Source organism: Saccharothrix stipae (assembly GCF_054781895.1).
Genome location: NZ_BAAGTN010000001.1, coordinates 717,328 through 739,731, shown reverse-complemented (window position 1 = coordinate 739,731; position 22,404 = coordinate 717,328). Strand labels below are relative to the sequence as shown.

General features: G+C 69.5%; 12 protein-coding genes and 1 pseudogene. 7 read left to right on the top strand and 6 right to left on the bottom strand.

All coding sequences use genetic code 11. From position 1 onward, the window contains the following. Positions 1-237: 237 nt before the first annotated feature. From ACYVLT_RS03080 to ACYVLT_RS03070, 3 genes are read left to right on the top strand one after another with little or no spacing between them, the layout of a single operon-like run. The gene (locus ACYVLT_RS03080) at positions 238-1,500 is read left to right on the top strand and encodes an ABC transporter substrate-binding protein (RefSeq protein ID WP_461118522.1); all 1,263 of its coding nucleotides are present in this window, start codon (positions 238-240) and stop codon (positions 1,498-1,500) included. Continuing rightward, the gene (locus ACYVLT_RS03075; protein WP_461118521.1) at positions 1,497-2,456 is read left to right on the top strand and encodes a carbohydrate ABC transporter permease; all 960 of its coding nucleotides are present in this window, start codon (positions 1,497-1,499) and stop codon (positions 2,454-2,456) included. The genes ACYVLT_RS03080 and ACYVLT_RS03075 overlap by 4 nt, the downstream gene beginning before the upstream one ends. Continuing rightward, positions 2,453-3,301, top strand: coding sequence for a carbohydrate ABC transporter permease (locus ACYVLT_RS03070; RefSeq protein ID WP_461118520.1), 849 nt, complete (start codon positions 2,453-2,455; stop codon positions 3,299-3,301). Before ACYVLT_RS03075 ends, ACYVLT_RS03070 begins: the two co-directional genes overlap by 4 nt. Positions 3,302-3,374: 73 nt before the next feature. Here the strand turns inward: ACYVLT_RS03070 and ACYVLT_RS03065 are convergent, their stop codons facing one another. The 6 genes from ACYVLT_RS03065 to ACYVLT_RS03040 form a co-directional block, all read right to left on the bottom strand. Next, positions 3,375-4,664, bottom strand: a complete 1,290-nt coding sequence (locus ACYVLT_RS03065) for a ricin-type beta-trefoil lectin domain protein (protein ID WP_461118519.1) — start codon at positions 4,662-4,664, stop codon at positions 3,375-3,377. A 78-nt stretch (positions 4,665-4,742) separates the two neighbouring features. Beyond that, entirely contained in the window at positions 4,743-5,450 is a 708-nt protein-coding gene (locus ACYVLT_RS03060; protein ID WP_461118518.1) for a hypothetical protein, read from the bottom strand. A gap of 86 nt (positions 5,451-5,536) precedes the next feature. Further along, entirely contained in the window at positions 5,537-9,010 is a 3,474-nt protein-coding gene (locus ACYVLT_RS03055) for a ThuA domain-containing protein (RefSeq protein WP_461118517.1), read from the bottom strand. Positions 9,011-9,408: 398 nt separating this feature from the next. Beyond that, positions 9,409-10,182 carry a FadR/GntR family transcriptional regulator gene (locus ACYVLT_RS03050; RefSeq protein WP_461118516.1) on the bottom strand — a complete coding sequence of 258 codons (774 nt, stop codon included), beginning with the start codon at positions 10,180-10,182 and terminating at the stop codon, positions 9,409-9,411. Positions 10,183-10,463: 281 nt separating this feature from the next. Further along, positions 10,464-11,357 carry an amidohydrolase family protein gene (locus tag ACYVLT_RS03045; RefSeq protein WP_461118515.1) on the bottom strand — a complete coding sequence of 298 codons (894 nt, stop codon included), beginning with the start codon at positions 11,355-11,357 and terminating at the stop codon, positions 10,464-10,466. A gap of 85 nt (positions 11,358-11,442) precedes the next feature. Continuing rightward, positions 11,443-14,298 carry a glycosyl hydrolase family 95 catalytic domain-containing protein gene (locus ACYVLT_RS03040; RefSeq protein ID WP_461118514.1) on the bottom strand — a complete coding sequence of 952 codons (2,856 nt, stop codon included), beginning with the start codon at positions 14,296-14,298 and terminating at the stop codon, positions 11,443-11,445. 808 nt (positions 14,299-15,106) lie between these two features. On the opposite strand from ACYVLT_RS03040, the gene ACYVLT_RS03035 reads away from it, so the two are divergent. The 4 genes and pseudogenes from ACYVLT_RS03035 (at position 15,107) to ACYVLT_RS03020 (ending at position 22,402) form a co-directional block, all read left to right on the top strand. After that, complete coding sequence (locus ACYVLT_RS03035; protein WP_461118513.1) at positions 15,107-17,923, top strand: PQQ-dependent sugar dehydrogenase; 2,817 nt, start codon at positions 15,107-15,109, stop codon at positions 17,921-17,923. 82 nt (positions 17,924-18,005) lie between these two features. Then, complete coding sequence (locus tag ACYVLT_RS03030) at positions 18,006-19,703, top strand: ThuA domain-containing protein (RefSeq protein WP_461118512.1); 1,698 nt, start codon at positions 18,006-18,008, stop codon at positions 19,701-19,703. A gap of 112 nt (positions 19,704-19,815) precedes the next feature. Beyond that, a pseudogene (locus ACYVLT_RS03025) lies at positions 19,816-21,087 on the top strand (RICIN domain-containing protein); the annotation flags it as partial. Positions 21,088-21,214: 127 nt separating this feature from the next. Beyond that, positions 21,215-22,402, top strand: a complete 1,188-nt coding sequence (locus ACYVLT_RS03020; RefSeq protein WP_461118511.1) for a substrate-binding domain-containing protein — start codon at positions 21,215-21,217, stop codon at positions 22,400-22,402. Positions 22,403-22,404: the final 2 nt, after the last annotated feature.

Below are 22,404 nucleotides of genomic sequence, written 5' to 3'. Positions count from 1 at the left end.
CGTTCACAAACGAGGGCTGGACCGATTACTCCAGGTATGAGTACGACTGCCCCTCCGGTTTTCTTGACGATGCATGTGACACAGCTTACTGTCGTGAGCGCTAACATTCGAGGGTTGCTTCGAAAGTTTCGGTCCGGCGGCCGGGTGCCGACTCCGGTGCCACACGGCCTCCGGCCGTGACGACCGAGCGCTCGTCGAGGCTGTGCCGCCTGTCATCGTCGGTTCTGGAGGAGCGTCGTGAGCATCCGCTTGCCCCTGTTGTGCGCCGCCGTGGCCTTGGTCGCCGCATGTACACCCGGCACCGGAGGTGGTGGCGGGGGTGACGGCAAGTCGTTCGAGTTCTGGTCGTTCTCCGCGATCAACCAGAAGCTGTCGGTCGACGCCTACAAGCAGAAGCACCCCGACGTCGACGTCAAGCTGACCGAGGTCGGCTCGTCGGTGGAGACGGCCCAGGCGCTCACCACGGCGCTGGCCGGCGGCAAGGTGCCGGACCTGGTGCTGATCCAGGGTGACGACCTGCCCAAGTTCGTGCAGCAACCGCAGAACTTCGTCGACCTGCGGACGATGGGCGCCGACGACATCAAGGGCGACTACCTGGACTGGGTGTTCAAGCAGAGCGTCGCCAAGGACGGCGAGGTGCTGGGCATCCCGACCGACGTGGGCGGCATGGCCATGGTGTACCGGACCGACCTGTTCGCCGCGGCCGGCCTGCCCACCGACCGGGAGGCCGTCAGCGCGCTGTGGCCGACGTGGGACGACTACATCGAGACCGGGAAGCGCTACAAGGCGCAGACCGGCAAGGCGTTCGTCGACAACGCCGCGACCAGCGTGTTCTACCAGGCCGTCAACCAGGTCTCCGAGAAGTACTACGACAACGACAAGCGCGAGCCGGTCTACGACAACAACCCCCAGGTGAGGGCGGCCTTCGACCTCGGCATCAAGGCGGCCACCTCCGGGATCACCGCCGGGCAGACGTCGTTCGAGACCGCGTGGAGCGCGGGAATGGCACAGGGCCAGTACGCGACCGTGGCCGCGCCGTCGTGGATGCTCAACAGCATCCGCACCACCGCGCCCGACACCAAGGGCAAGTGGGACATCGCCCGCATCCCGGGTGGTTCCGGCAACTGGGGCGGCAGCTACCTGGCCATCCCCAAACGCGCGCAGAACCCCCAGGCGGCCTGGAACTACATCAAGGAGATGCAGTCGCCGCAGGGGCAGTTGGAGCACTTCGGACGGGTCGGCGCCCTGCCTTCCACGCCGTCGGTCTACAAGGACGACAAGCTCGCCTCGGCGAAGGACCCGTTCTTCTCCGACGCGCCGACCGGCACGATCTACACCGACTCGCTGCTGGAGCTGAAGCCCTTCTACATCGGACCGGACAGCGCCACCATCGGGCAGGAGTTCCTCAACTCCATCACCAACGTCGAACAGGCCGGTGGTAACGCGGCCACCGCGTGGGACGACGCGGTCCGCAACATCAAGACCGCCATCGGCGGGTGACTGCCGTGGTCGCCACCGTCACCCCGGTGCGCCCGGCCACTCCGCCTCCCCCAGCCTTCGGGACTTCCCGAGGGCTGGGGGAGCGGCTGTCGCCGTACGCGTACATCGCACCGTTCTTCGTCATCTTCGCCGCATTCGGGCTGTTCCCCTTCGCCTTCACGTTCTACGTCGCCCTGTTCGACTGGAACCCCATCGGCGACCAGGAGTTCATCGGCCTGGACAACTTCACCCGCATGCTCGGCGACCCGAGGTTCTGGAACGCCACCCGCAACACGGTGAGCATCTGGGCGTTGTCGACGATCCCCCAGCTCCTGATCGCCCTGCTGCTGGCCCACGTGCTCAACAACGCGCGGCTGCGGTTCGCGTTGTTCTTCCGCATGTCGATGCTGGTGCCCTACGTGACCTCGGTGGCGGCCACCGCGATCGTGTTCGTGCAGCTGTTCGACCGCGACTTCGGGCTGCTCAACTGGTTGCTCGGGCTGGTCGGCGTGGCGCCGATCGACTTCGTCCAGTCCACGTGGGGCAGTCACCTGCTGATCGCCGCGATGGTCACCTGGCGGTGGTTCGGCTACACCACGCTGCTCTACCTCGCCTCGCTGCAAGCGGTGCCCCGCTCGGTCTACGAGGCCGCGGCCATGGACGGCGCGGGCCCCTGGCAGCAGTTCCGCCACATCACCGTCCCCTCGCTGCGGCCGATGATCATCTTCACCGTGGTCACGTCCACCATCGGCGGCCTGCAGATCTTCACCGAACCGCTGTTGGTCGGCACGGGCGGGCCGCAGTCCTGCGGTGTGGTGCGGCAGTGCCAGACGCTGACGCTGTTCCTCTACGAGCAGGGCTTCGGGCAGTTCCAGTTCGGCTACGGATCGGCGGTCGGCGTCGCGCTCTTCGTCATGGTCGTCGCCATCGCGGCGATCAACTACCTGCTGTCCACCCGGATCAAGGCGGACCGATGACGAGTACCACGCCGCAACCCCGACGCCACGGCCGGGTCCGCTGGTGGACCTACGCGCTGCTGGCCGCGGCCACCGTCGCGTGCCTGTTCCCGCTGTACTGGATGTTCATCGTCTCCACCACCGACAGCGCGACCGCGACGGAGATGCCGCCCGAGATCGTGCCGGGGGACAACTTCTTCCACCTCGCGGGCCTGGTCCTGGACACCGTGCCGTTCGTGCAGTCGCTGCTCAACAGCCTGTTCGTGGCCACCGCGATCGGGGTGGGCCAGGCGGTGCTGTGCGCGCTGGCCGGGTTCGCCTTCGCCAAGCTCGACTTCCGGGGCCGCAACACCCTGTTCCTGATCGTCCTGCTGACCATGACCGTGCCCACGCAGCTCTCGGTCATCCCGCAGTACCTGATCATGTCCTGGCTGGGCTGGGTGGACACCCTCCAGGCCCTGGTGGTGCCCGGCCTGGCCAGTGCCTTCGGCATCTTCTGGATGCGCCAGCACATCATCTCCACGGTCAGCGACGAACTCCTCCAGGCGGCGCGGATCGACGGCGCGAGCACCTGGCAGGTGTTCTGGCGGATCGCCTTCCCGATCGTGCGCCCGGCGGCGTTCGTGCTGGGCCTGTTCGGGTTCATCACCGCGTGGAACGACTTCCTGTGGCCGTTCATCGTGCTCAAGTCGCCCGAGCGGTACACCGCCCAGATCGCCATCAAGGCCTTGCAGAACAGCCTCGACGTCGACCTGGGGCTGGCCATGTCCGGCTCGTTCCTGGCCACCATCCCGCTGGTCGTGGTGTTCATCGTGGTCGGGCGGCGCATGGTCGCGGGCATCCTGGACGGCGCCTTCAAGGGCTGATCACGCCACCGGCCACATCCCACCGACGCGGGGTCGGCGGGATGTGGCCGGTGGACCGTGGCGAGCGAACCGCTTACGCCTTGGCCCAGCGCTGGTTGGCGCCGGTGTGGCAGTTCCACACGATCACCGCGGAGCCGTTGGCGGTGGCGGCGCTGTTGACGTCCAGGCACAGCCCGTTCTGCACGTTGCTGATCGTGCCGTTGGTGTTGAGGTTCCACTGCTGGTTGGTGCCGCTGTTGCAGTCCCAGATCCGCACCCGGGTACCGGCGGCGGCGTTGCTCGGCATGTCCAGGCACTTGCCCAGCACCTGCAGGGCCTTCCCGTTCACCGTGAACTGCTGGTTGGACCCGCTGTTGCAGTCCCAGATGATCATCTGCGTGCCGTTGGCCGAGTTCGCGCCGTTGACGTCCAGGCACCGGCTGCTCGCCTCGCCGCGCAACCGGAACGTGGTCGGGTCCGGGCCGGGGCCGGGCTGCTCACCGGTGAAGAACTTCCACACCTCGCCCTTGACCCAGCTCCTGGCACCGCTCTCGCAACCCGAGCAGCCGTCCACGGGTCCCTGCTGGTGACCACCGTCGAACGCGGCCCAGACCACCGGGTACCCGGTCCGGCACCCCGAGTAGGTGGTGCTGATGTGCGTGTTGCTGCCCCGGGCCGGCTCCGGCGGGTTCTGCGCCGTGCAGCCGTTGTTGCGGACCCACCTGTCGCGCTGGGCGCGTCCACCGCCGATGTTGTCGCCGAGGCCGTGGATGCCCATGTAGGCGACGGGCGAGGTGCCGCCCGCGCATCCACTGATCTCACCGGGCGAGGCGATGGCGGCGATGGCGCGGAACACCGTCGGCCGGGAGCACGCGAGCGAGATGCTCATCGCGCCGCCGTAGCTGAAGCCGAGCGAGAAGCGCTGCGTCGTGTCGACGCAGAGGTCGTCCTCGATCCGCTTGATCATGTTGTCGACGAAGGTGACGTCCTCGCCGCCGGAGTTGCCCCAGCCGTTGTTGAGGCCCTGGGGCGCGACGAAGATCGCGGTGTTGTTCGACAGCTGCTTCAGCCCGTAGTGGGCGTAGACGGCCCCGTCGCTCCCGCCACCGGCGACCTGGTCCATGGTGCCACCCAACCAGTGGAACCCGAAGACCAGCTTGTGCTGGTAGGTGTTGTTGTAGTTGTCGGGGACGCTCAGGATGAAGCTGCGGTTCTTGCCGCCGCTCTGGATCGTGTGCGTGCCGCTGCGCAGGGTGGGCGTCTTGCCGCAGCCCGGGGTCGCGGCGGCGGTGGTGACGGAGTCCGGTACCGCTGCCGCCGGTGCCGGTTCGGCGCCGGCGACATCGGTGCCGCCCAGCAGCAACGCGGCCGCGGCCGCGAACAACGTCCATCGTCGGTGAAGGCGTTTGTCCTTTGACACGGGTGCTTCCGTTCTCTGTGGTGTGGTTGCTGATGGGGTGGGTCAGCCGCTGCCTTCCGGCGCCGTGTCGGCGGGGATCGCGCCGGAGTCCGGCCCGGAGGGCAGGTACACGTGCACGTGGCCCTTGCCGGCGTCGATGCTGATCACGTCCAGCTGGAGCGCGGCGACCGACCAGGTCCGCAGCGCCAGCGTGCGCTGCGCGCCGGCCAGGGTCAGCAGTTCGCCCGCCAGCGGCTCGGGAGCGGTGACCGCGGCGGCGAAACCGTCGACCGCGGCGGCGAGCTGCTGGACGGCGGTGCGCATCCCGGTGCGGGCGACGTTCACGCCGTTGCCCGCGGACGGGGTCTCCTCGTACCGCCGCACCTCCGCGGCGACCACGTCGCGCCAGCCGCGCACCTCGTCGATCGTGGGTGCGGCAGGCGCCGTCGCGGCCTGGAGGGGAGACGCCTTCGCCATCGCCTGGAGCACCGGGGTCAGGCGTTCCCGGCCACCCTTGGCCAGCTCGATCAACGTGCCGACCTGCTCGACGTCGCGCTGCGCCTCGGCCTGCTCCAACTCGGCGATCCTGCGCTCCGTCGCGTCCGGTCCGGACGTCCAGGAGCCGGTCACGAACGCGACGGCGAACCCGAGCGCGAACGTGGTGACCAGGGCGGTGGCCGAGCCCCACCGGGATCTGGGTGGTCGCGCCGCCGCGGCTTGGCGCGGGGACTTCCCCGGCCGTGCCCGTCCCACCGATGTGGTCCTGCCCATGACCTTCCTCCTTGCCGAACGGTGAGAAGGAACCTCGCGGCGGAGGTCCGCGGCCCCGGCGCTTGCCGGGGCCGCGGACGACCCGCTCAGGACAGCGTCCACCTCTGGTTGGTGCCGCCGCTGCAGGTCCAGATGATCAGCTGGGTACCGTCCGCGGAGCTGCCGCCGTTGGCGTCCAGGCACTTCGTGCCGTTGCGGATCGTGCCGTCCGACTGCACCGCCCAGTTCTGGGCGGACGAACCGTTGCACGTCCACAGCTGCACTAGCGCGCCGTCGGCGGTGCTGCCACCGTTGACGTTGAGGCACTTGCCCAGGGCCTGGAACGTCTGCCCGGTGCGAGTCCACGCCTGGTTGGTGCCGCCGTTGCAGGTCCACAGCTGGACCTTGGCGCCGTCGGTGCTGCTGTTGCCGTTGACGTCGACGCACTTGCCGCCGATGCCGGTGATGCGAGTGGTCCCACCGCCGGGGCCGGGTACACCGACACCGTTACCGGTGAACGTCATCGAGTCCAGGTCGTAGCTGGTGCTCGAACTCGTCTTGAACACCACGAACAGTTCCGTGGTGCCACCGGGGTTGGTGACGTTCACCGCGGGCGTGCTCGCGTAGTTGTCCCAGCCGCCGGTGCTCGGGACCGGGACCGTGGCGATCAGCGCACCCGTCGGCGAACCGGCGCGCAACTCGACCGATCCACCACCGCTCGGCGACGACAACCGGAGCGACACCTGGTTGATGCCGGTGAAGTTGTACGGCGTGAACGAGATCCAGTCGTTGTTGCTGATGTCGCCGACCCTGGAGCCGGACTCGGCCGCCGCCTGCGCCACGACCCGCACGCCCGAGGAGCCGGTGAAGAACTCGGCCTGCTTGCGCTTGGGTTGCAGCAGGACCTTCCGGTTGCCTTCCAGCGCGGGCACGCCGGACGTGCCGTTGTCGGTGTACCTGCTCGCCGCCACCCAGAACGAGTTCAGGTTGGCGTGCGCGCTGTCGGTCTCGGCCTTCAGCGTGCCGGTGCAGCCGGGGATCGGCGAGAGGTCGTGCCCGTGCTGGTCGTGACCCAGCGCCGGGGTGGTGGTCACCCTGCCGCAGTCGACGGTGCCGTCCTCGGGGTCGGTGACGGTGACCGTGTACGGGATCGAGTCGCCCCAGCCGAACATGCCGCCGTCGGGGATGCTCAGGTTGACCGTCGGCGCGGTGTTGCCCGAGGTCACGACCACGCTGGTGACGCCGGACTTCCCGCCGGCATCGGTGACGGTGAGCTTGGCGTTGAACTGGCCCCTCGCGGTGTAGGTGTGCGTGGGGTTGGCCTCGGTGGACGTGCTGCCGTCGCCGAACTCCCACCGGTAGGTCACCGGACCGCCCTCCGGGTCACCCGAGCCCGCGCTGGAGAACCGCACGGTCAGCGGTGAGGAGCCCGAGGTGGGCGTACCCGTCGCGGTCGCGACCGGACTGCGGTCGCCGCTCTTGTAGTCGATGCGGTAGAGCCCGGAGTCGGGGTTGTCCCGACCGTACCCGGAGCCCCACTCCAGCAGGTACATCGAGCCGTCCGGGCCGAACTTCATGTCCAGCGGGGACTTGAAGCTCAGGTTCGACAGGAAGTCGTTGATCTTCAACAGCTTCCCGTCCTGGCCGAGCCGGAACTCCCACATCCGGTTGCGCGACCACTCGCCGAAGAACGGCGTCTGGTCGAAGTAGGCCGGGAACTTGGTGGGGGAGGGGTTGTTCGCGTCGTACTGGTAGATCGGGAACGCGCCGGGCGCCTCACCGCCCGAGGGGCTGCCCATCTCCGGGAACTTGTTGCCGTTCGCGCCGTTGCCGTACCAGACGTCGGCCTTGCGCGCGGCCGGCAGGTCGGTCAGGCCGGTGTTGTTGGGCGAGTTGTTCACCGGTCGGTCGCAGTTGAACTTGGCGCCCGACTGGCCGGTGGCGAAGTTGTAGTCGTTGAACGGGATGTTGTCGCCGATGCAGTACGGCCAGCCGTAGAAGCCCGGCGACGAGATGATGTTCCACTCGACGGTCCCGCCGGGACCGCGGTTCGCGTTGTCGTTGGCGGCGTCCGGGCCGTAGTCGGCCGCGTAGATCACGCCCGTGGTCGGGTGCACCGAGAACCGGAACGGGTTGCGGAAGCCCATCGCGTAGATCTCGGGCTTCGTCCGGGCCGTGCCCTGCGCGAACATGTTGCCGGTCGGGATGGTGTAGGTCCCGTTGGTCTCCGGGTGGATGCGCAGGATCTTGCCCCGCAGGTCGTTCGTGTTGGCCGCGGTGGCCTGGACGTCGTTGTTCGCCCAGCCCGGCCGCTCGTCGATCGGCGCGTAGCCGTCGGAGCGGTGCGGCTGGACGTCGTCGCCGGTGCCGATGTAGAGGTTGCCGTTCGGACCGAACGCGATGTAGCCGCCGGTGTGCCCCGGTTCCGGCGCCTGCCGCGAGGACGGCACCTTCATCAGGATCCGCTCGCTGGCCATGTCCAGCGCGTCGCCGTTCACGGTGAACCGGGAGACCCGCGCGATGTCCTCGCCTCCGCCGGAGGGGGAGTACATCAGGTAGATCCACTTGGTGGTGGCGAAGTTCGGGTCCAGGGCGAGCCCGGTCAGGCCGTCCTCACCACCCGTGTACACGCTCAGGGTTGCCGCCGTGACGGTGGTGCGGGTGTCCGGCTTGTGGATCTTCACCTTGCCGCCGTACTCCGCGTAGAACACGCGGCCGTCCTTGGCGACGTCGAGCGCGGCCGGTCCGACGGTGTTGTCGTCCAGCGCCACCTTCTCGAAGCTGCTCCACGCCGTGGGACCGCAGTCGGCCTGGACCTTGCCGCCGGCCGATTCCACGCCGCCCTTGACGTGCTCGCGGAACAGCGGTTCGGAGTAGCTGGACGCCTGGTGGCCCATGGCGGTGGCCCACAGCCGACCGCCCTCGAAGTTGCGGCACCACGAGATCGGGTGGTCGTAACCCATCCGGCTCGTGCCGGGGTCGTACGTCGTCTCGTCGGCGGTCACCAGGACGTGCGCGTTGCCCCGCACCGAGCGGTTGAAGTTGTACCACTCCTCGGTGCGCGTCCACCGGTCCGGCAGTCCCGTGCCGGACGGGTGCTTGCGGTCGGCGACCTTGGCGGTGCCGGACACGATGGCCGAGTGCTGCGTCATCGTGGCGCCGAGCATCTGGTCCCACCACGGGAACTGCTGCTCGATGTTCATGTCCGTCGCGTTGTGGATCGCGACGAAGCCGCCACCGGCGCGCATGTACCTCTGCGCCGCACTGCGCTGCGCGTCGTTGTCCCACACCATGCCGGAGGTCTGGAGCATGACGACCACGTCGTACGTGGCGAGCGAGGCGTCGTTGAAGACCGACGAGTCCTCGCTCTTGGTCATCTCCCACTGGTTCTGGGCGGCCAACTGCTCGAACATCGTGATCCCGGCCGGGATCGAGTCGTGTCGGTAGGCCCCGGCAGCGGTCTTGCTGAACAGCAGGACGTGGAAACCTTCAGGGTGTGCGGGAGCCGGCGCGGTAGCCAGCCCCATGATCACCAGCGCGCAACCTATGATCGACGACAGGCGCGCGAATCTGTGCCGCATTGCCACTCCTCTGGGGCATGTGAAGGCGACTGACTGGATTACGCGGCGGCGGCGGCGTATGGAGAGGTCGGCGTCCGGCGGATGTCACCGGACGTCGGTGCTTGCGGTACGCGTGCTGCGCTGGACCGGGGTACGAGGGTCCGTCCGGCGCGGCTGGTGGCGCCGCGCCGGACGGGATTCGGATTCCAGTCAGCTGGAGCACTTCGAGGGTTCAAGAGCAGACATGGGCGCCCCCTCGGTGCGTCGTTGCCCGGGTGCTGAATGTCATACAAGTGCTCGTAGATCCGCCACGATTTGTAACACACATTCGGCGGGCGAGTCCAGACGCACCAGTCGGCCCGGGCGCTCCGCCTGTCGTCTGACAAGCGGTTGCCACGTGGCGGATCGGCGTTCGGGCGTCAGCCGAAGAGGCGGCGCTGGATCTCGCGGCGGTAGTCCTGCAGGGTGTTGTCGATGTGGACACCCGCGGCCGCCGCGGCGGCTTCCGGGTCGCCGTCGCGGATCGCCTGGTAGATGGCGAGGTGCTCCTCGACCGCCTCGGTCGCGTGGCCGCCGATCGTGCCGTGCAGCCCGATGGTGCTGGACTGGCGTTGCAGGCGGCGCGCCTCGCGCACCGCGGCCACGAAGAACTGGTTGTGCGACGCCGCGGCGACGGCGAGGTGGAAGTCCTCGTCGCCGCGCTCGAACAGGGCGAGGTGGCCGGTCAGGTAGCCCTCTCGGCACGTCTCGGCGGCGGCGGCGATGGCCCGCAGCTCAGCCGGGGTGGCGTGGGTGGCGGCCAGGCGGCTGGCGGCGGTCTCCTGGACGCGGCGGAACTCGAAGAGCATGTAGACGTGGTCGAGGTTGGTGGGCAGGAAGAAGCCTCCCCACCGGGAGGAGCCGAGCATGCCCTCGTCGTCGGCCACGTAGAGCCCGCGCCCCTTGTGCGCCCGCACCCGTCCGATCGCGGAGAGGATCTTGACGGCTTCCCGCACCACCGTGCGGCTGGTGCCCATCCGCGCGGCCAGCTCGTTCTCGGTCGGCATCCGGTCGCCCGGTCGCAGCTCCAGCTCGGCGATCAGCCGGAGGATCTGCTCCGCCACGAGCTCGTACCCCGGTCGGTACGGACCGGTCGTCGGGGTGGTGTCCGGCTGCCCGCTCGGGCCTCCCGGCACAAGTGCGCCATCCGTCAACGCCGCTCCTTAGTGACGGGTCGCCTGAAGAGTATGACGGCTCACCGCTGTCCCCACAGACTACATCCCGGTGGGCACGACCTGCCCCAGCTTGCGCAGATGTGGATGTCGTCGCAGGTCAGGCGCTCGGTCCCGGTAGGCGCCGCCATCGCGCGGCCGGACGGTGCGGATAAGCATGCTCATCGGTCGCGTGGCGGGTGGCGATCGGCCGCTCCGGGCGGCGATGGGTAGTACTCACCTCCATCGGGGACGGTCGGGGTAGCGCACCATCCGGCGCACCTTCACAGTCGTTCTTCCGGCAGCCGGTACACGCGCGCCGCCGTGCCGCCGAACACCTCGTCCCGCTCGGCGGCGGTCAGCCCCGAGGTCAGCCCTTCGGCCGCCGCGACGACCTCCTCGTACGAGGCCGCGAGCAGGCAGACCGGCCAGTCGGAGCCGAACATCACCCGTGACGGGCCGAACGCGTCCAGCACCACGTCGGCGTACGGGCGCAGGTCCGCCACCGTCCACCCGACCGGGTCGGCCTCGGTGACCAGGCCCGACAGCTTGCAGGTCACGTTCGGCTCGGCGGCGAGCTCGCGGATGTGGGACGCCCACGGTTCGCGCTCACCGGTGGCGATCGGCGGTTTCGACAGGTGGTCCAGGACGAACGTCGCCCCGGGCAGGGCGCGCACGGTCTCGATCGCCGCCGGCAGCTGGTGGACGAGGGTGAGCAGGTCGTAGGCCAGTCCGGCCTCCGCCATCGCGCGCAGGCCGCGCCGGACGTCCGGCCGGGCCAACCAACGGGGGTCCGGCTCGCCCTGCACCAGGTGCCGCACACCGACGAGCAGGTCACCGCCGGGACCCGCGCGCAGTGCGGCGAGCACGTCGCCGACGGCGTCGTCGGTGAGGTCGACCCACCCGACGACGCCCGCCACCAGCCCCTTGCCCTCGTCCGCCGACAGGGACAGGAAGTCGGCGGTCTCCTCGACCTCCGGGACCACCTGGACCAGGACCGTCCGGTCGATCTCCGCCACCGCGGCCACGGACGACAGGTCGTCCAGGCCGAAGTCGCGGCGGATCGGGGCGAGGTCCGCTCCGCTCAGCCAGTCGTGCGCGCGAGGGCTCGGCCCCGTTCGGGCGTGCCCGTCCGGCAGGAGCCGCCAGACGTGGTGGTGCGCGTCGATCCGGGTCATGTCGTCTCCACCTCGGTCGGCAGGTCGTCGGCCGCCCGCGGCCGCCACCGGGAACGATGGCGGCCGTGCCCCGGGACGACGACGGTCACACGCGCTGGAGTTGGAAGCGCTGGTTGTCGCCCGCGCCGGGGGTCCACTGCGAGATGCGCGCGCCGTCGGCGGTCGACGCGCTCCACACGTCCATGGCCAGGTTGCTGAGGCGGTTGACCAGGCTGACGACACCTCCGCCCTGGTCGACCACGCGCCACTGCTGGCTCGTGGCGTTGGTGTCCGGCCGCTGGGTGATGTCGGCGCCCGTGCTCGAACTCGCCACCTGGAGCACCATCCCGCTGTGCCGGGCCCGGACGCGGTAGTAGCCGCCGCCCGAGTCGACGAAGTCGAACTGCTGGTTCTGCCCGCCGGTCGAGGACCACTGCTGCAACAGCGCGCCGGCGGCGGTGGACACGCCACTGATGTCGGCGAACTTGCCGCTGTGCCGCGCGACCAGCCGGTAGTACACCCCCGGCTGGACGATCGGCCCGCTGCCGCCGCCCTGCCCGGTCGCGCGGTAGGTGTGCCCGGCCTGGCCGGCGAACTGGACGACGTCCGCCTCGGGCTTGGTCGGTTGCACGATCGCACCGCTCGTCGTGTCGGTCAGCTCGAACGTGCCGGTGAACACCCGGCTGCGGACCCGGACCGTGCCGTCGCGGTCCGGCGTGACGGAGAGAGTGATCGCGCTGCTGCTCCAGGTCGCCCCGACCGTGTACCCGCCGCGCCCGCGCAGACCCGTCACGCTGCCCGCCGACCACGCCGGTGGCAGCGCGGGCAGGACGTGCAGCTCGCCGTTGTGGCTGTGCAGCAGCATCTCGGCGATGCCGGACGTCGCGCCGAAGTTGCCGTCGATCTGGAACGGCGGGTGCAGGTCGAACATGTTGGGCGCGAGCCTCGCCGGCGTGACCAGGTAGCGGATCAGGTCGTGCGCCCGGCCGCCCTCCTCCATCCGCGCCCAGTAGTTGATCTTCCAGGCCAGCGACCAGCCGGTTCCGTCGTCACCGCGCAGCTGGAGGGTCCGGCGGGCGGCCTCGAACAGCTGGGGTGTGCCGCGCTTGGTGATCTGGTTGCTGGGGTGCAGGCCGTACAGGTGCGAGACGTGCCGGTGGTTCGTCTCGGGCTCGACCCAGTCGTAGAGCCACTCCATGATGTTCCCGCGCGAGCCGACCCGCATCGGCGCGAGCCGTTGAGCCGTCGCGCGGACCCGCGTGCGGAAGTCGGTGTCCACGCCCAGCACCTCCGAGGCGCGGGCGGAGCCCTCGAACAGGTCGCGCAGGATCTGCATGTCCATCGTGGGCCCGGCGGCCACGCTGGCGTTGGCGTGGTGCGGCAGCTCCGGGGAGTTCGACGGGTTGGTGACCAGCCACTTCAGCGTCGGTTCCTCCACCAGGGTGTCGAGGAAGAACTGGGCGGCACCCTTCATCGCGGGGTAGTAGGACCGCAGGAACTCGACGTCGCCGGTGAACAGGTAGTGGTCCCAGATCATGGTGGCGAGCCACGCGCCGCCGGTCTGCCACATGCCCCACATCGCGCCGTCCACGACCGAGGAGCCACGCCACCCGTCGGTGTTGTGGTGCGTGACCCAACCACCGGCGTTGTACTGCGCACGCGCGGTGCGGGCGCCGGTCACGGTGAGGTCGTTGATCATCCGGAACACCGGCTCGTAGCACTCGGCGAGGTTGGTCGTGTCGGTCGGCCAGTAGTTCATCGGCAGGTTGGCGTTGATGGTGTACTTCGAGTCCCACGAGGGGGCCAGCTGGTCGTTCCAGATGCCTTGCAGGTTCGCCGGCTGGGTGCCCGGCCGCGACGACGCGATCAGCAGGTACCGGCCGTACTGGAAGAGCAGGGCGGAGAACTGCGGGTCGACCGCGGTGTTGTGCTGGGCGATCCGGACGTCGGTCGGCTGGTCCGCCGCCGCGGTGCGACCGAGGTCGATGGTGACGCGCCCGAACAGCCGCTGGTAGTCGGCCACGTGCCGGCTGCGCAGCACGTCGTACGCCGTGCCTTGGGCGCCGTTGAGGCGCCCCCGCGCGATGCCCTGGTAGTCGCCCGCCACGTTCCGGTAGTCGACGTAGCTGGTGCCGATCGAGATCAGCAGGGTGACGCTGTTGGCGTTGGTCACCCGCAGCGTGCCGCCGGAGCTGCTGGTGCTCCCGCCCTCGGCGATGGCCTTGGCCAGCGCGAGGAACCGGACCGAGCCCGCGATGCCCCGCTGATCGCCGGACCGGCCGTCCAACCCGATGGTCGTGCCGTCCGGGCTCGACATCGTCGCCCGCTGCGGCGTGCTGAACGTGGCGGTGAACGAGATCGACCCGGGCGTCTCGGCGGTCAGGCGCATGGCGATCACCTGGTCCGGCGCGCTGGCGATCACCTCGCGCCGGTACCGCACGTTGTTCGCCACGTAGGTCACCGCCGTCGTGCCGGTGGTCAGGTCGAGCCACCGCTGGTAGCCGGACACGGTGCCGGGGCTGGGGAAGGCGAGCCTGAGGTCGCCGACGGGCTGGTAGGCGAGCTGGCCGGCCGGGTTGCCCAGCATCGCCTGGTCGATGAGGGTCTGCGCCTGCGACCACTGGTTCGCGAACACCAGGCGTCTGATCTCCGCCAGCGCGGCCGCGCCGCGCGTGTTGGTGTAGTCGTGGGGACCGCCGGCCCACACCGTGTCCTCGTTGAGCTGCAACCGCTCCGTGTCGGCGTTGCCGAAGACCATCGCGCCGAGGCGGCCGTTGCCGATCGGCAGGGCGCGGAGCCACTCCGAACCGGCCTGCCGGTCGTACCACAGCGCCAGGTCGTTCACCGCGCGCACTTCCGGCGGCGCGGCCGAGTCGGCCCGGGCCACCGCCGTCCAACCGCCCGGCACCAGCACGGCCCCGGCGCTCGCCGCACCGAACTGCATCAGTCGCCTACGTGGCATTTCCGGCATTTGAACCCTCCACAATGGACGGTATTCGCTCGGGGAGCGGGGCCGCCGCCTTCGACGGTGGTGGAAAGCGGCGTGGCCGCGGCTCAACCGAAACCCCTCGGCAACGTAGCCACCGGTGAACGCAGCCGTCAACGGCGAAGGCCCCATTGATGTTAGCGGTAACACCGTTGGGTCTGCCGAGCGACGTGGTCGAATCCACCTTCGGTGCGGCGTTTTGCCGAATGGGCCGGCACGTCAGGGGGCCGGGTCGGACATGCCGTTAGCGCTAACAGTTTTAGCACCGCAAAACGTTGACGCCCCGTCTCGTCGGTGGCTACCGTGCCGGAAGGCCCCGGTGAGACCTGTGGTTTCCCGAGGTCGGAGTTGGCAGTCCGGTTGCGCCGTCGACGATGACGAGGGGGACCCTTCGATGTGCTGAACACGTTGGAGTGGAACGAGTGCCGCCCTCCGGTCGGCACGTCCCGCGGCCGCACTTCCCCGGACGGCCGCGCCCGATCGGCGGGTGCTCCATTGAGGACATTCCGGTCCACGTCGCCCTGAGGTCGTGCGAGCGACGGGCGAGCCGCTTTTTTAGCGGCTATTAGCACTTGGCCTTCTTCCCGTTCCAAGTCGGTTCGAACCGCGGACTTCCCGATTCGCTCGGAGTTCCGTTCACGAGTGTGCCTGGGAGCGCTCCCGGAAGGATCGCCCCGGACCGACTCGAACCGCCGACCGCCAGCGCGGTCCACCGGCGCGTCGCTTTCCGGCGCGCCGGCCGTGTCGATGCCCGTCAGTTGAGAACAAAGGGTGTGAGCCTGCCATGAGATACCGAGTCAGGGCGGCGATGACCGCCGCTCTCCTCGTGGCCGCCGGTGTGGTGGCGACGGTGATCGGCTCTTCGTCACCGGCCGCCGCGCACGCGGTCAACCCCGCCGACTTCCAGCAGGTCGAGCTGGCCCGGGGGGTCGGTGAAGTGGGCGAGCCGATGACGCTCGCCGTGTTGCCGGACCGCTCGGTGCTGCACACCGCCCGCAACGGGACGGTGCGCCGCACCACGGCCGCCGGCGTCACCAACGTGATCGGCACGGTGCCGGTCTACACGCACGACGAAGAAGGCATGCAGGGCATCGGGGTGGACCCGGGCTTCGCCACCAACCGGTTCATCTACCTGTTCTTCGCACCGCCGCTGTCGACCCCGGGCGGCGACGCACCGGCCACCGGCTCGGACTTCTCGGCGTGGAAGGGGGTCAACCGGCTGGCCCGGTTCACCCTGAACGCCGACTTCACGCTCAACATGGCCAGCCAGGTCACCGTGCTGGAGGTCGGGACCGACCGGGGCAACTGCTGCCACGTCGGCGGTGACATCGACTTCGACGCGGCCGGCAACCTGTACCTGTCCACCGGTGACGACTCCAACCCGTTCGACTCCAGCGGCTACACCCCGATCGACGAGCGGACCAACCGCAACCCGGTCTACGACGCCCAGCGCAGCGCGGGCAACACCAACGACCTGCGGGGCAAGGTGCTGCGGATCAAGGTGAACGAGAACGGGTCGTACTCGATCCCGGCGGGCAACCTGTTCGCGCCCGGCACCGCGAACACCCGGCCCGAGATCTACGCGATGGGTCTGCGCAACCCGTTCCGGTTCAACGTGGACAAGGCGACCGGCGCGATCTACGTCGGCGAGTACGGTCCGGACGCGGGCACCAGCAGCAACACGCGGGGACCCGCCGGCATGGTCGAGTTCAACCGGGTCACCTCGGCGGGCAACTACGGCTGGCCCTACTGCGTCGGCTCGAACACCACGGCCGAGGCGTACGTGGACTACAACTTCGCCAACGGGCAGTCCGGCAGCCGGTTCAACTGCGCCGCGCCGGCCAACAACTCGCCGCGCAACACCGGGTTGGGCACCCTTCCTGCCGCGCGTTCGGCGTGGATCAAGTACGACAACTGCTCGTTCTCCGCGTTCGGTTGCGGCTCGGAGTCCCCGATGGCCGCCCCGGTGTACCGGTACGACGCGGCCAACCCGTCGTCGATCAAGTTCCCGCCCGCGCTGGACGGCCACGTGTTCGCCACGGAGTTCGGCCGGCGCTGGATCAAGACCATCGACGTCAACGCCGACGGGTCGGCCGGCCAGGTCAACGACTTCCCGTGGCGCGGCACGCAGGTCATGGACGCCACCTTCGGCCCCGACGGCGCCCTGTACGTGCTGGACTACGGCACCGGGTGGGGCAGCGGCGACGCCAGCTCCGCGCTCTACCGCATCGAGTACAACCCGGCCGGGAACAGGGCGCCGACCGCACGGGCCGCCGCCGACCGCGTCTCCGGCAGCGCGCCGCTGACGGTGAACTTCTCGTCGGCCGGCTCCTCCGACCCCGAGGGCACCGCGCTGAGCTACTCGTGGAACTTCGGCGACGGCACCACCTCCACGGCGGCCAACCCGAGCCACACCTTCACGGCCAACGGCCAGTACTCGGTGACGCTCACGGTGACCGACACCGGTGGCCGCTCCGGCTCCGCCGGCGTGTCCATCTCGGTCGGGAACACCGCTCCGACGGTCAAGCTGAACACACCGATCAACGGCAGCCTGTTCAGCTTCGGCGACGCCGTGCCGTACACCATCACGGCGACGGACGCCGAGGACGCCACGATCGACTGCAACCGGGTGAAGCTGAGCTACGTGCTCGGCCACGACAGCCACGGGCACCCGATCACCACGCAGACCGGCTGCTCGGGCACGTTGCAGATCCCGGTGGACGGTGAGCACGACACGGCGGCCAACCTGTTCGCGGTGTTCGACGCCGAGTACACCGACTCCGGCTCCAACGGCCAGCCGCCGGTGACCACGCACACGCAGCACGTGCTGCAGCTGAAGCACCGCCAGGCCGAGCACTACTCGACGCAGTCCGGCACCGCCCTGTACGACAAGGCGGCGGCCGAGGGCGGGCGGACCGTGGGCGACATCCAGAACGGCGACTGGATCGCGTTCGAACCGTACGCGCTGGGCAGTTCCGCCAGGTTCACCGCCCGGGTGTCGTCGGCGGGCGCGGGCGGCACGCTGTCCGTGCGGGCAGGATCGCCCACCGGAACGGTGCTCGGCACGGTGACCGTGCCGGTGACCGGCGGGTGGGACACGTTCACCGACGTGTCCACCAACCTGTCCAACGTGCCGGCCGGAACGTTCACGCTGTACCTCACCTTCGCGGGCGGCACGGGCACCTTGTTCGACCTGGACGCCTACACGTTCGGCACCTCAACGGGCACTCGGACCGGACCGATCGTCGGCGTCGCGAGCAAGTGCGTGGACGTGAACGGCGGTAGTTCGGCCGATGGTACGAAGGTGCAGTTGTGGACGTGCAACGCCGGTGTGAACCAGCGTTGGACGGTGACCGGGTCCACGCTGCGCGCGCTGGACAAGTGCATGGACGCGGCCGGCACCGCGGACGGCGCCCTGGTGCGGTTGTGGACCTGCAACGGCGGCGGTGCGCAGAACTGGACCGCCGGCGCCAACGGTTCGCTGGTGAACCAGCAGTCGGGCAAGTGCCTGGACGCCAACGGCGCCAGTTCCGCCGACGGCACGCAGTTGATCATCTGGAGCTGCCACGGCGGCACCAACCAACGATGGACCCTGCCCTGACGAACTCGGCAAGGACAGCGGTGTGGCGTCGCTCCTCTCGCAGGGGCGACGCCACACCGCCCTCCTCCCAGGAGGCCAAGAGATGAGAAGCTCCCTCACCCGACGCGTGATCGGCACGGCCGCGGCCGTGCTGACCATCGCCGCCCTCAATTCGAGCCCGTCGGCCGTCGCGGCCGACGCGCCGTACGACGTGCTGGTGTTCTCCAAGACCGCGGGTTTCCGGCACGACTCGATCCCGGCGGGCATCCAGCTGATCCGCGACCTCGGCGCGGCCAACAGCTTCACGGTCACCACCACCGAGGACTCGGCCCACTTCACCTCGGCCAACCTGTCCCGGTACGAGTCCGTGGTGTTCCTCAACACCACCGGGGACGTGCTCAACGCCACCCAGCAGACCGCGTTCGAGTCCTACGTCCGGGGCGGGGGCGGGTACGTCGGCATCCACTCGGCGTCCGACACCGAGTACGACTGGCCGTTCTACGGCGAGCTGGTCGGCACCTACTTCACCTCGCACCCCGCCATCCAGCAGGCGACGGTCCGGGTCGAGAACCGGGCGCACCCGGCCACCGCGCACCTGAGCCCGGCCTGGACCCGGACCGACGAGTGGTACAACTTCCGCGGCAGCGTCCGGTCGACGGCCCGGGTCCTGGCGACCCTGGACGAGTCGACCTACAGCGGCGGCTCGATGGGCGCCGACCACCCCCACACCTGGTGCAAGGCGGTCCAGGGCGGGCGCTCCTTCTACACCGGCAGCGGCCACACCCAGGCCAGCTACGCCGAGGCCGGTTTCCGCGCCATGGTCCTCGGCGGCATCCGCTACACGGCCAACCGGGCCGACGCGGACTGCCGACCGGAGACCGGTTACACCACGCTGTACAACGGCTCGACCACCGGCTGGACGCAGGTCGGTCCGGGCGGCTTCACCAACAGCGACAACACGCTGACCTCGACCGGCGGCATGGGGATGCTCTGGTACAGCGCCAAGGAGTTCCGCTCCTACTCCCTCAAGCTGGACTGGCGGATGCCCGGGGACGACAACTCCGGAGTGGTCGTCGGGTTCCCGGCGGGCAGCAGCGCGGACTCGGCCCTCGCCAACGGCCACGAGGTGCAGATCGACGCCACCGACACCGCGGACAAGACGACCGGCGCGATCTACGGGTTCAAGGGGGCCGACCAGGCCGCCCGTGACGCCGCGCTCAACCCGCCGGGCGAGTGGAACACCTTCGAGCTGCTGGTCGAGGGCGAGCGCCTCCAGGTGTTCCTCAACGGCGCGCTGATCAACGACTTCACCAACACCGACCCGGCGCGGTCCCTGGCGTCCGGGCACATCGGCATCCAGAACCACGGCACCGGCGACGACGTGTCGTTCCGCAACATCCGCATCAAGGAGCTGGGCGGCACCGTGCCGCGCACCGGGCCGATCACCGGGGCCTCCGGCAAGTGCGTCGACGTCAGCGGTGGCAGCACGGCCGACGGCACGAGGTTGCAGTTGTGGTCGTGCAACAGTGGCGTGAACCAGCGTTGGACGGTCAACGGCTCCACCCTGCGCGCGCTGGACAAGTGCATGGACGTGTCGGGCACGGCGAACGCCGCCGCGGTCCGACTGTGGACGTGCAACGGCAGCGGTGCCCAGAACTGGACCGCGAACGCCAACGGATCGCTGGTGAACCCGCAGTCGGGCAAGTGCCTGGACGCCAACGGCGGCGGCTCCGCGGACGGCACGCAGCTGATCATCTGGACCTGCCACGGCGGCACCAACCAGCGGTGGACCCTGCCTTGAACCGAAGGAGTGTTCGATGAAAACCCCCGGTGAGGCCCACGCCTCCCCACAGGCACGACGCAGACGGCCGGTGACGGTCGCCGTGGCGGCGGTGCTCCTCGCGGCCGGCACGATGACCGCGGTGACCGCGCTGCCCGCGTCGGCGGCCACGGTCGACACGAGCGCCTGGTACGTCCTGGTGAACCGCAACAGCGGCAAGGCCCTGGACGTGTACGGCCTGTCCACCAGCGATGGTGGCCGCATCGCCCAGTGGACGCGAAACGACGGCGCGAACCAGCAGTGGCAGTTCCTGGACTCCGGCGGCGGCTACTACCGGCTCAAGTCGCGCCACTCCGGCAAGGTCCTGGACGTGCCCAACTCGTCGACCGCCGACGGCGTCGCGATCCAGCAGTGGACCGACCACGGAGGCAACAACCAGCAGTTCCGGTTGGCCGATTCCGACGGCGGCTTCGTGCGGATGATCGCCCGGCACAGCAACAAGGCGGTGGAGGTGCAGGGCTCCTCCACCGCGGACGGCGCGAACGCCGTCCAGTACTCCGACACGGGCGGCAACGGCCAGCAGTGGCAGATGGTCAAGGTGGGCAACGGTGGTGAGCCCGGCGGCTCCGGCTGCGGCAAGGCACCGACGTTGCGCAGCGGCTCGCACACGATCACGAGCAACGGCAAGACCCGCAACTTCGCCCTGCGGGTCCCGGACGGCTACGACAACACCCGGCCCTACCGGTTGATCTTCGGCTTCCACTGGCGTGGCGGCACGATGAACGACGTGTCCTCCGGTGGTTCCAGCGGTGCGTCCTGGGCGTACTACGGGATGCAGGAGCAGTCGAACAACAGCGCGATCCTGGTGGCTCCCCAGGGCTTCGGCAACGGCTGGGCGAACTCCGGCGGTGAGGACGTCACGTTCGTCGACGACCTGATCAAGCGGATCGAGAGCGACCTCTGCGTCGACCCGAAGCTGCGGTTCGCGATGGGCTTCAGCTACGGCGGCGGCATGAGCTACTCGCTGGCGTGCTCCCGGGCCACGGTGTTCCGCGCCGTGGTGGTGTACGCGGGTGCGCAGTTGAGCGGGTGCTCCGGCGGTTCGCAGCCGATCGCGTACTTCGGGATCCACGGCATCTCGGACAACGTGCTGAACATCTCGCAGGGGCGGTCGCTGCGCGATAGGTTCGTGGCGAACAACGGCTGTGCCGCGCAGAGCCCGCGCGAACCGGCCGCGGGCAGTCGCACGCACATCACGACCACGTACTCGTGCCGCGCGGGTTACCCCGTGCAGTGGGCCGCGTTCGACGGCGGTCACGGCCCGGGGCCGGTCGACGGCTGCGCGTGCGAGGACGGTGCCAGGACGTGGACCAAGGGCGAGGCCTGGAGGTTCATCGCCCAGTTCTGATCGCAGTCACCTGATCGGCACGACACACGGGCGCCTGGGCTCCCCGTCGCGCGATCGACCCGGCCGGTTCGGCCGCCGGTCGCGCGGCGGTGGGGCCCAGGTGCCCGTACCGAGGAGCAGCACCATGCGCAGGAAGTGGCCCGCAGTCGTCCTCGCGGGCGTCTTGGCGACCGCCGGTTGTTCGAGCGACCTGCCCACCGGGGGTCCGGGCGCGACGACGACCTCCGACCGGGCCGGGGCGAAGTCCGAGTTCTTCGACCAGGCCGAGTACGAGCGCCAGCTGAGGGCGCGCACCGTGCAGCCGGTCGGGTTCGAGGACGGCGGCGGGCTCCACCCGTGGGAGCAGATGCTCGACCCGCAGCTGGTCGACACGGCGAAGTTCGCCAAGCCGGGCGGCGAGCACCACCTGTGCTTCTCCAACGCCGCGGTGAACAACCCGTGGCGGCAGGTCGGGTTCAAGACGATGAAGGAGGAGGTGAAGCTGCACCCGGAGATCACGAAGTTCACCGTGCTGGACGCGGAGGCCAAGGACGACAAGCAGATCAGCGACATCCAGTCGTTCGCCTCCCAGGGGTGCAGCGCGCTGATCGTGTCGCCGAACACGACCGCGACCCTGACCCCCGCCGTCGAGGCGGCCTGCAAGACCAACGTGCCGGTGATCGTGTTCGACCGGGGCGTCAACTCCACCTGTCCCGTGACGTTCATCCACCCGATCGGCGGGTTCGCGTTCGGCGCGGACGGCGCGGAGTTCCTGAAGGAGAAGGTGAAGGCGGGCGGCAAGGTCCTGGCCCTGCGCATCCTGCCCGGTGTGGACGTGCTGGAGCAGCGGTGGGCGGCGGCCAACGAGATCTTCGCCGGCAGCGAGCTGAAGGTGGTCGGGGTGGAGTTCACCGACGGTGACGCGGCCAAGACCAAGAGCATCGTCAACGACTACATCCAGCGCGAGGGACAGCTCGACGGCGTCTGGATGGACGCGGGGGCGACCGCCGTCGCCGCGGTCGAGGCCTTCCAGGACGCGGGCGCTCAGATCCCGCCGTTCGTCGGCGAGGACCAGCAGGACTTCCTGCGGATGTGGGCCGAGCAGAAGATGACCGCCGTCGCCCCGACCTACCCCACCTACCAGTGGCGCACCCCCGTCATCGCCGCGCTGCGGGTCCTGGAGGGCAAGCGGGTGCCCGGGGAATGGGTGCTGCCCCAGCCGAAGATCACCGAGGACGACGTGCGGAACTTCATCAAGCAGGACATGCCACCGCTGCACTACGCCATGTGCGGCTGCGAGTCGATGCCGGGCTACCCCGGCCCGTGGAAGTAGTG

Coding starts and splice junctions, on each gene's coding strand:
- ACYVLT_RS03070 (WP_461118520.1), top strand. CDS start 2,453: ATGACGAGTACCACGCCGCAACCCCGACGCCACGGCCGGGTCCGCTGG.
- ACYVLT_RS03060 (WP_461118518.1), bottom strand. CDS start 5,450: ATGGGCAGGACCACATCGGTGGGACGGGCACGGCCGGGGAAGTCCCCG.
- ACYVLT_RS03055 (WP_461118517.1), bottom strand. CDS start 9,010: ATGCGGCACAGATTCGCGCGCCTGTCGTCGATCATAGGTTGCGCGCTG.
- ACYVLT_RS03045 (WP_461118515.1), bottom strand. CDS start 11,357: ATGACCCGGATCGACGCGCACCACCACGTCTGGCGGCTCCTGCCGGAC.
- ACYVLT_RS03040 (WP_461118514.1), bottom strand. CDS start 14,298: ATGCCACGTAGGCGACTGATGCAGTTCGGTGCGGCGAGCGCCGGGGCC.
- ACYVLT_RS03035 (WP_461118513.1), top strand. CDS start 15,107: ATGAGATACCGAGTCAGGGCGGCGATGACCGCCGCTCTCCTCGTGGCC.
- ACYVLT_RS03030 (WP_461118512.1), top strand. CDS start 18,006: ATGAGAAGCTCCCTCACCCGACGCGTGATCGGCACGGCCGCGGCCGTG.
- ACYVLT_RS03020 (WP_461118511.1), top strand. CDS start 21,215: ATGCGCAGGAAGTGGCCCGCAGTCGTCCTCGCGGGCGTCTTGGCGACC.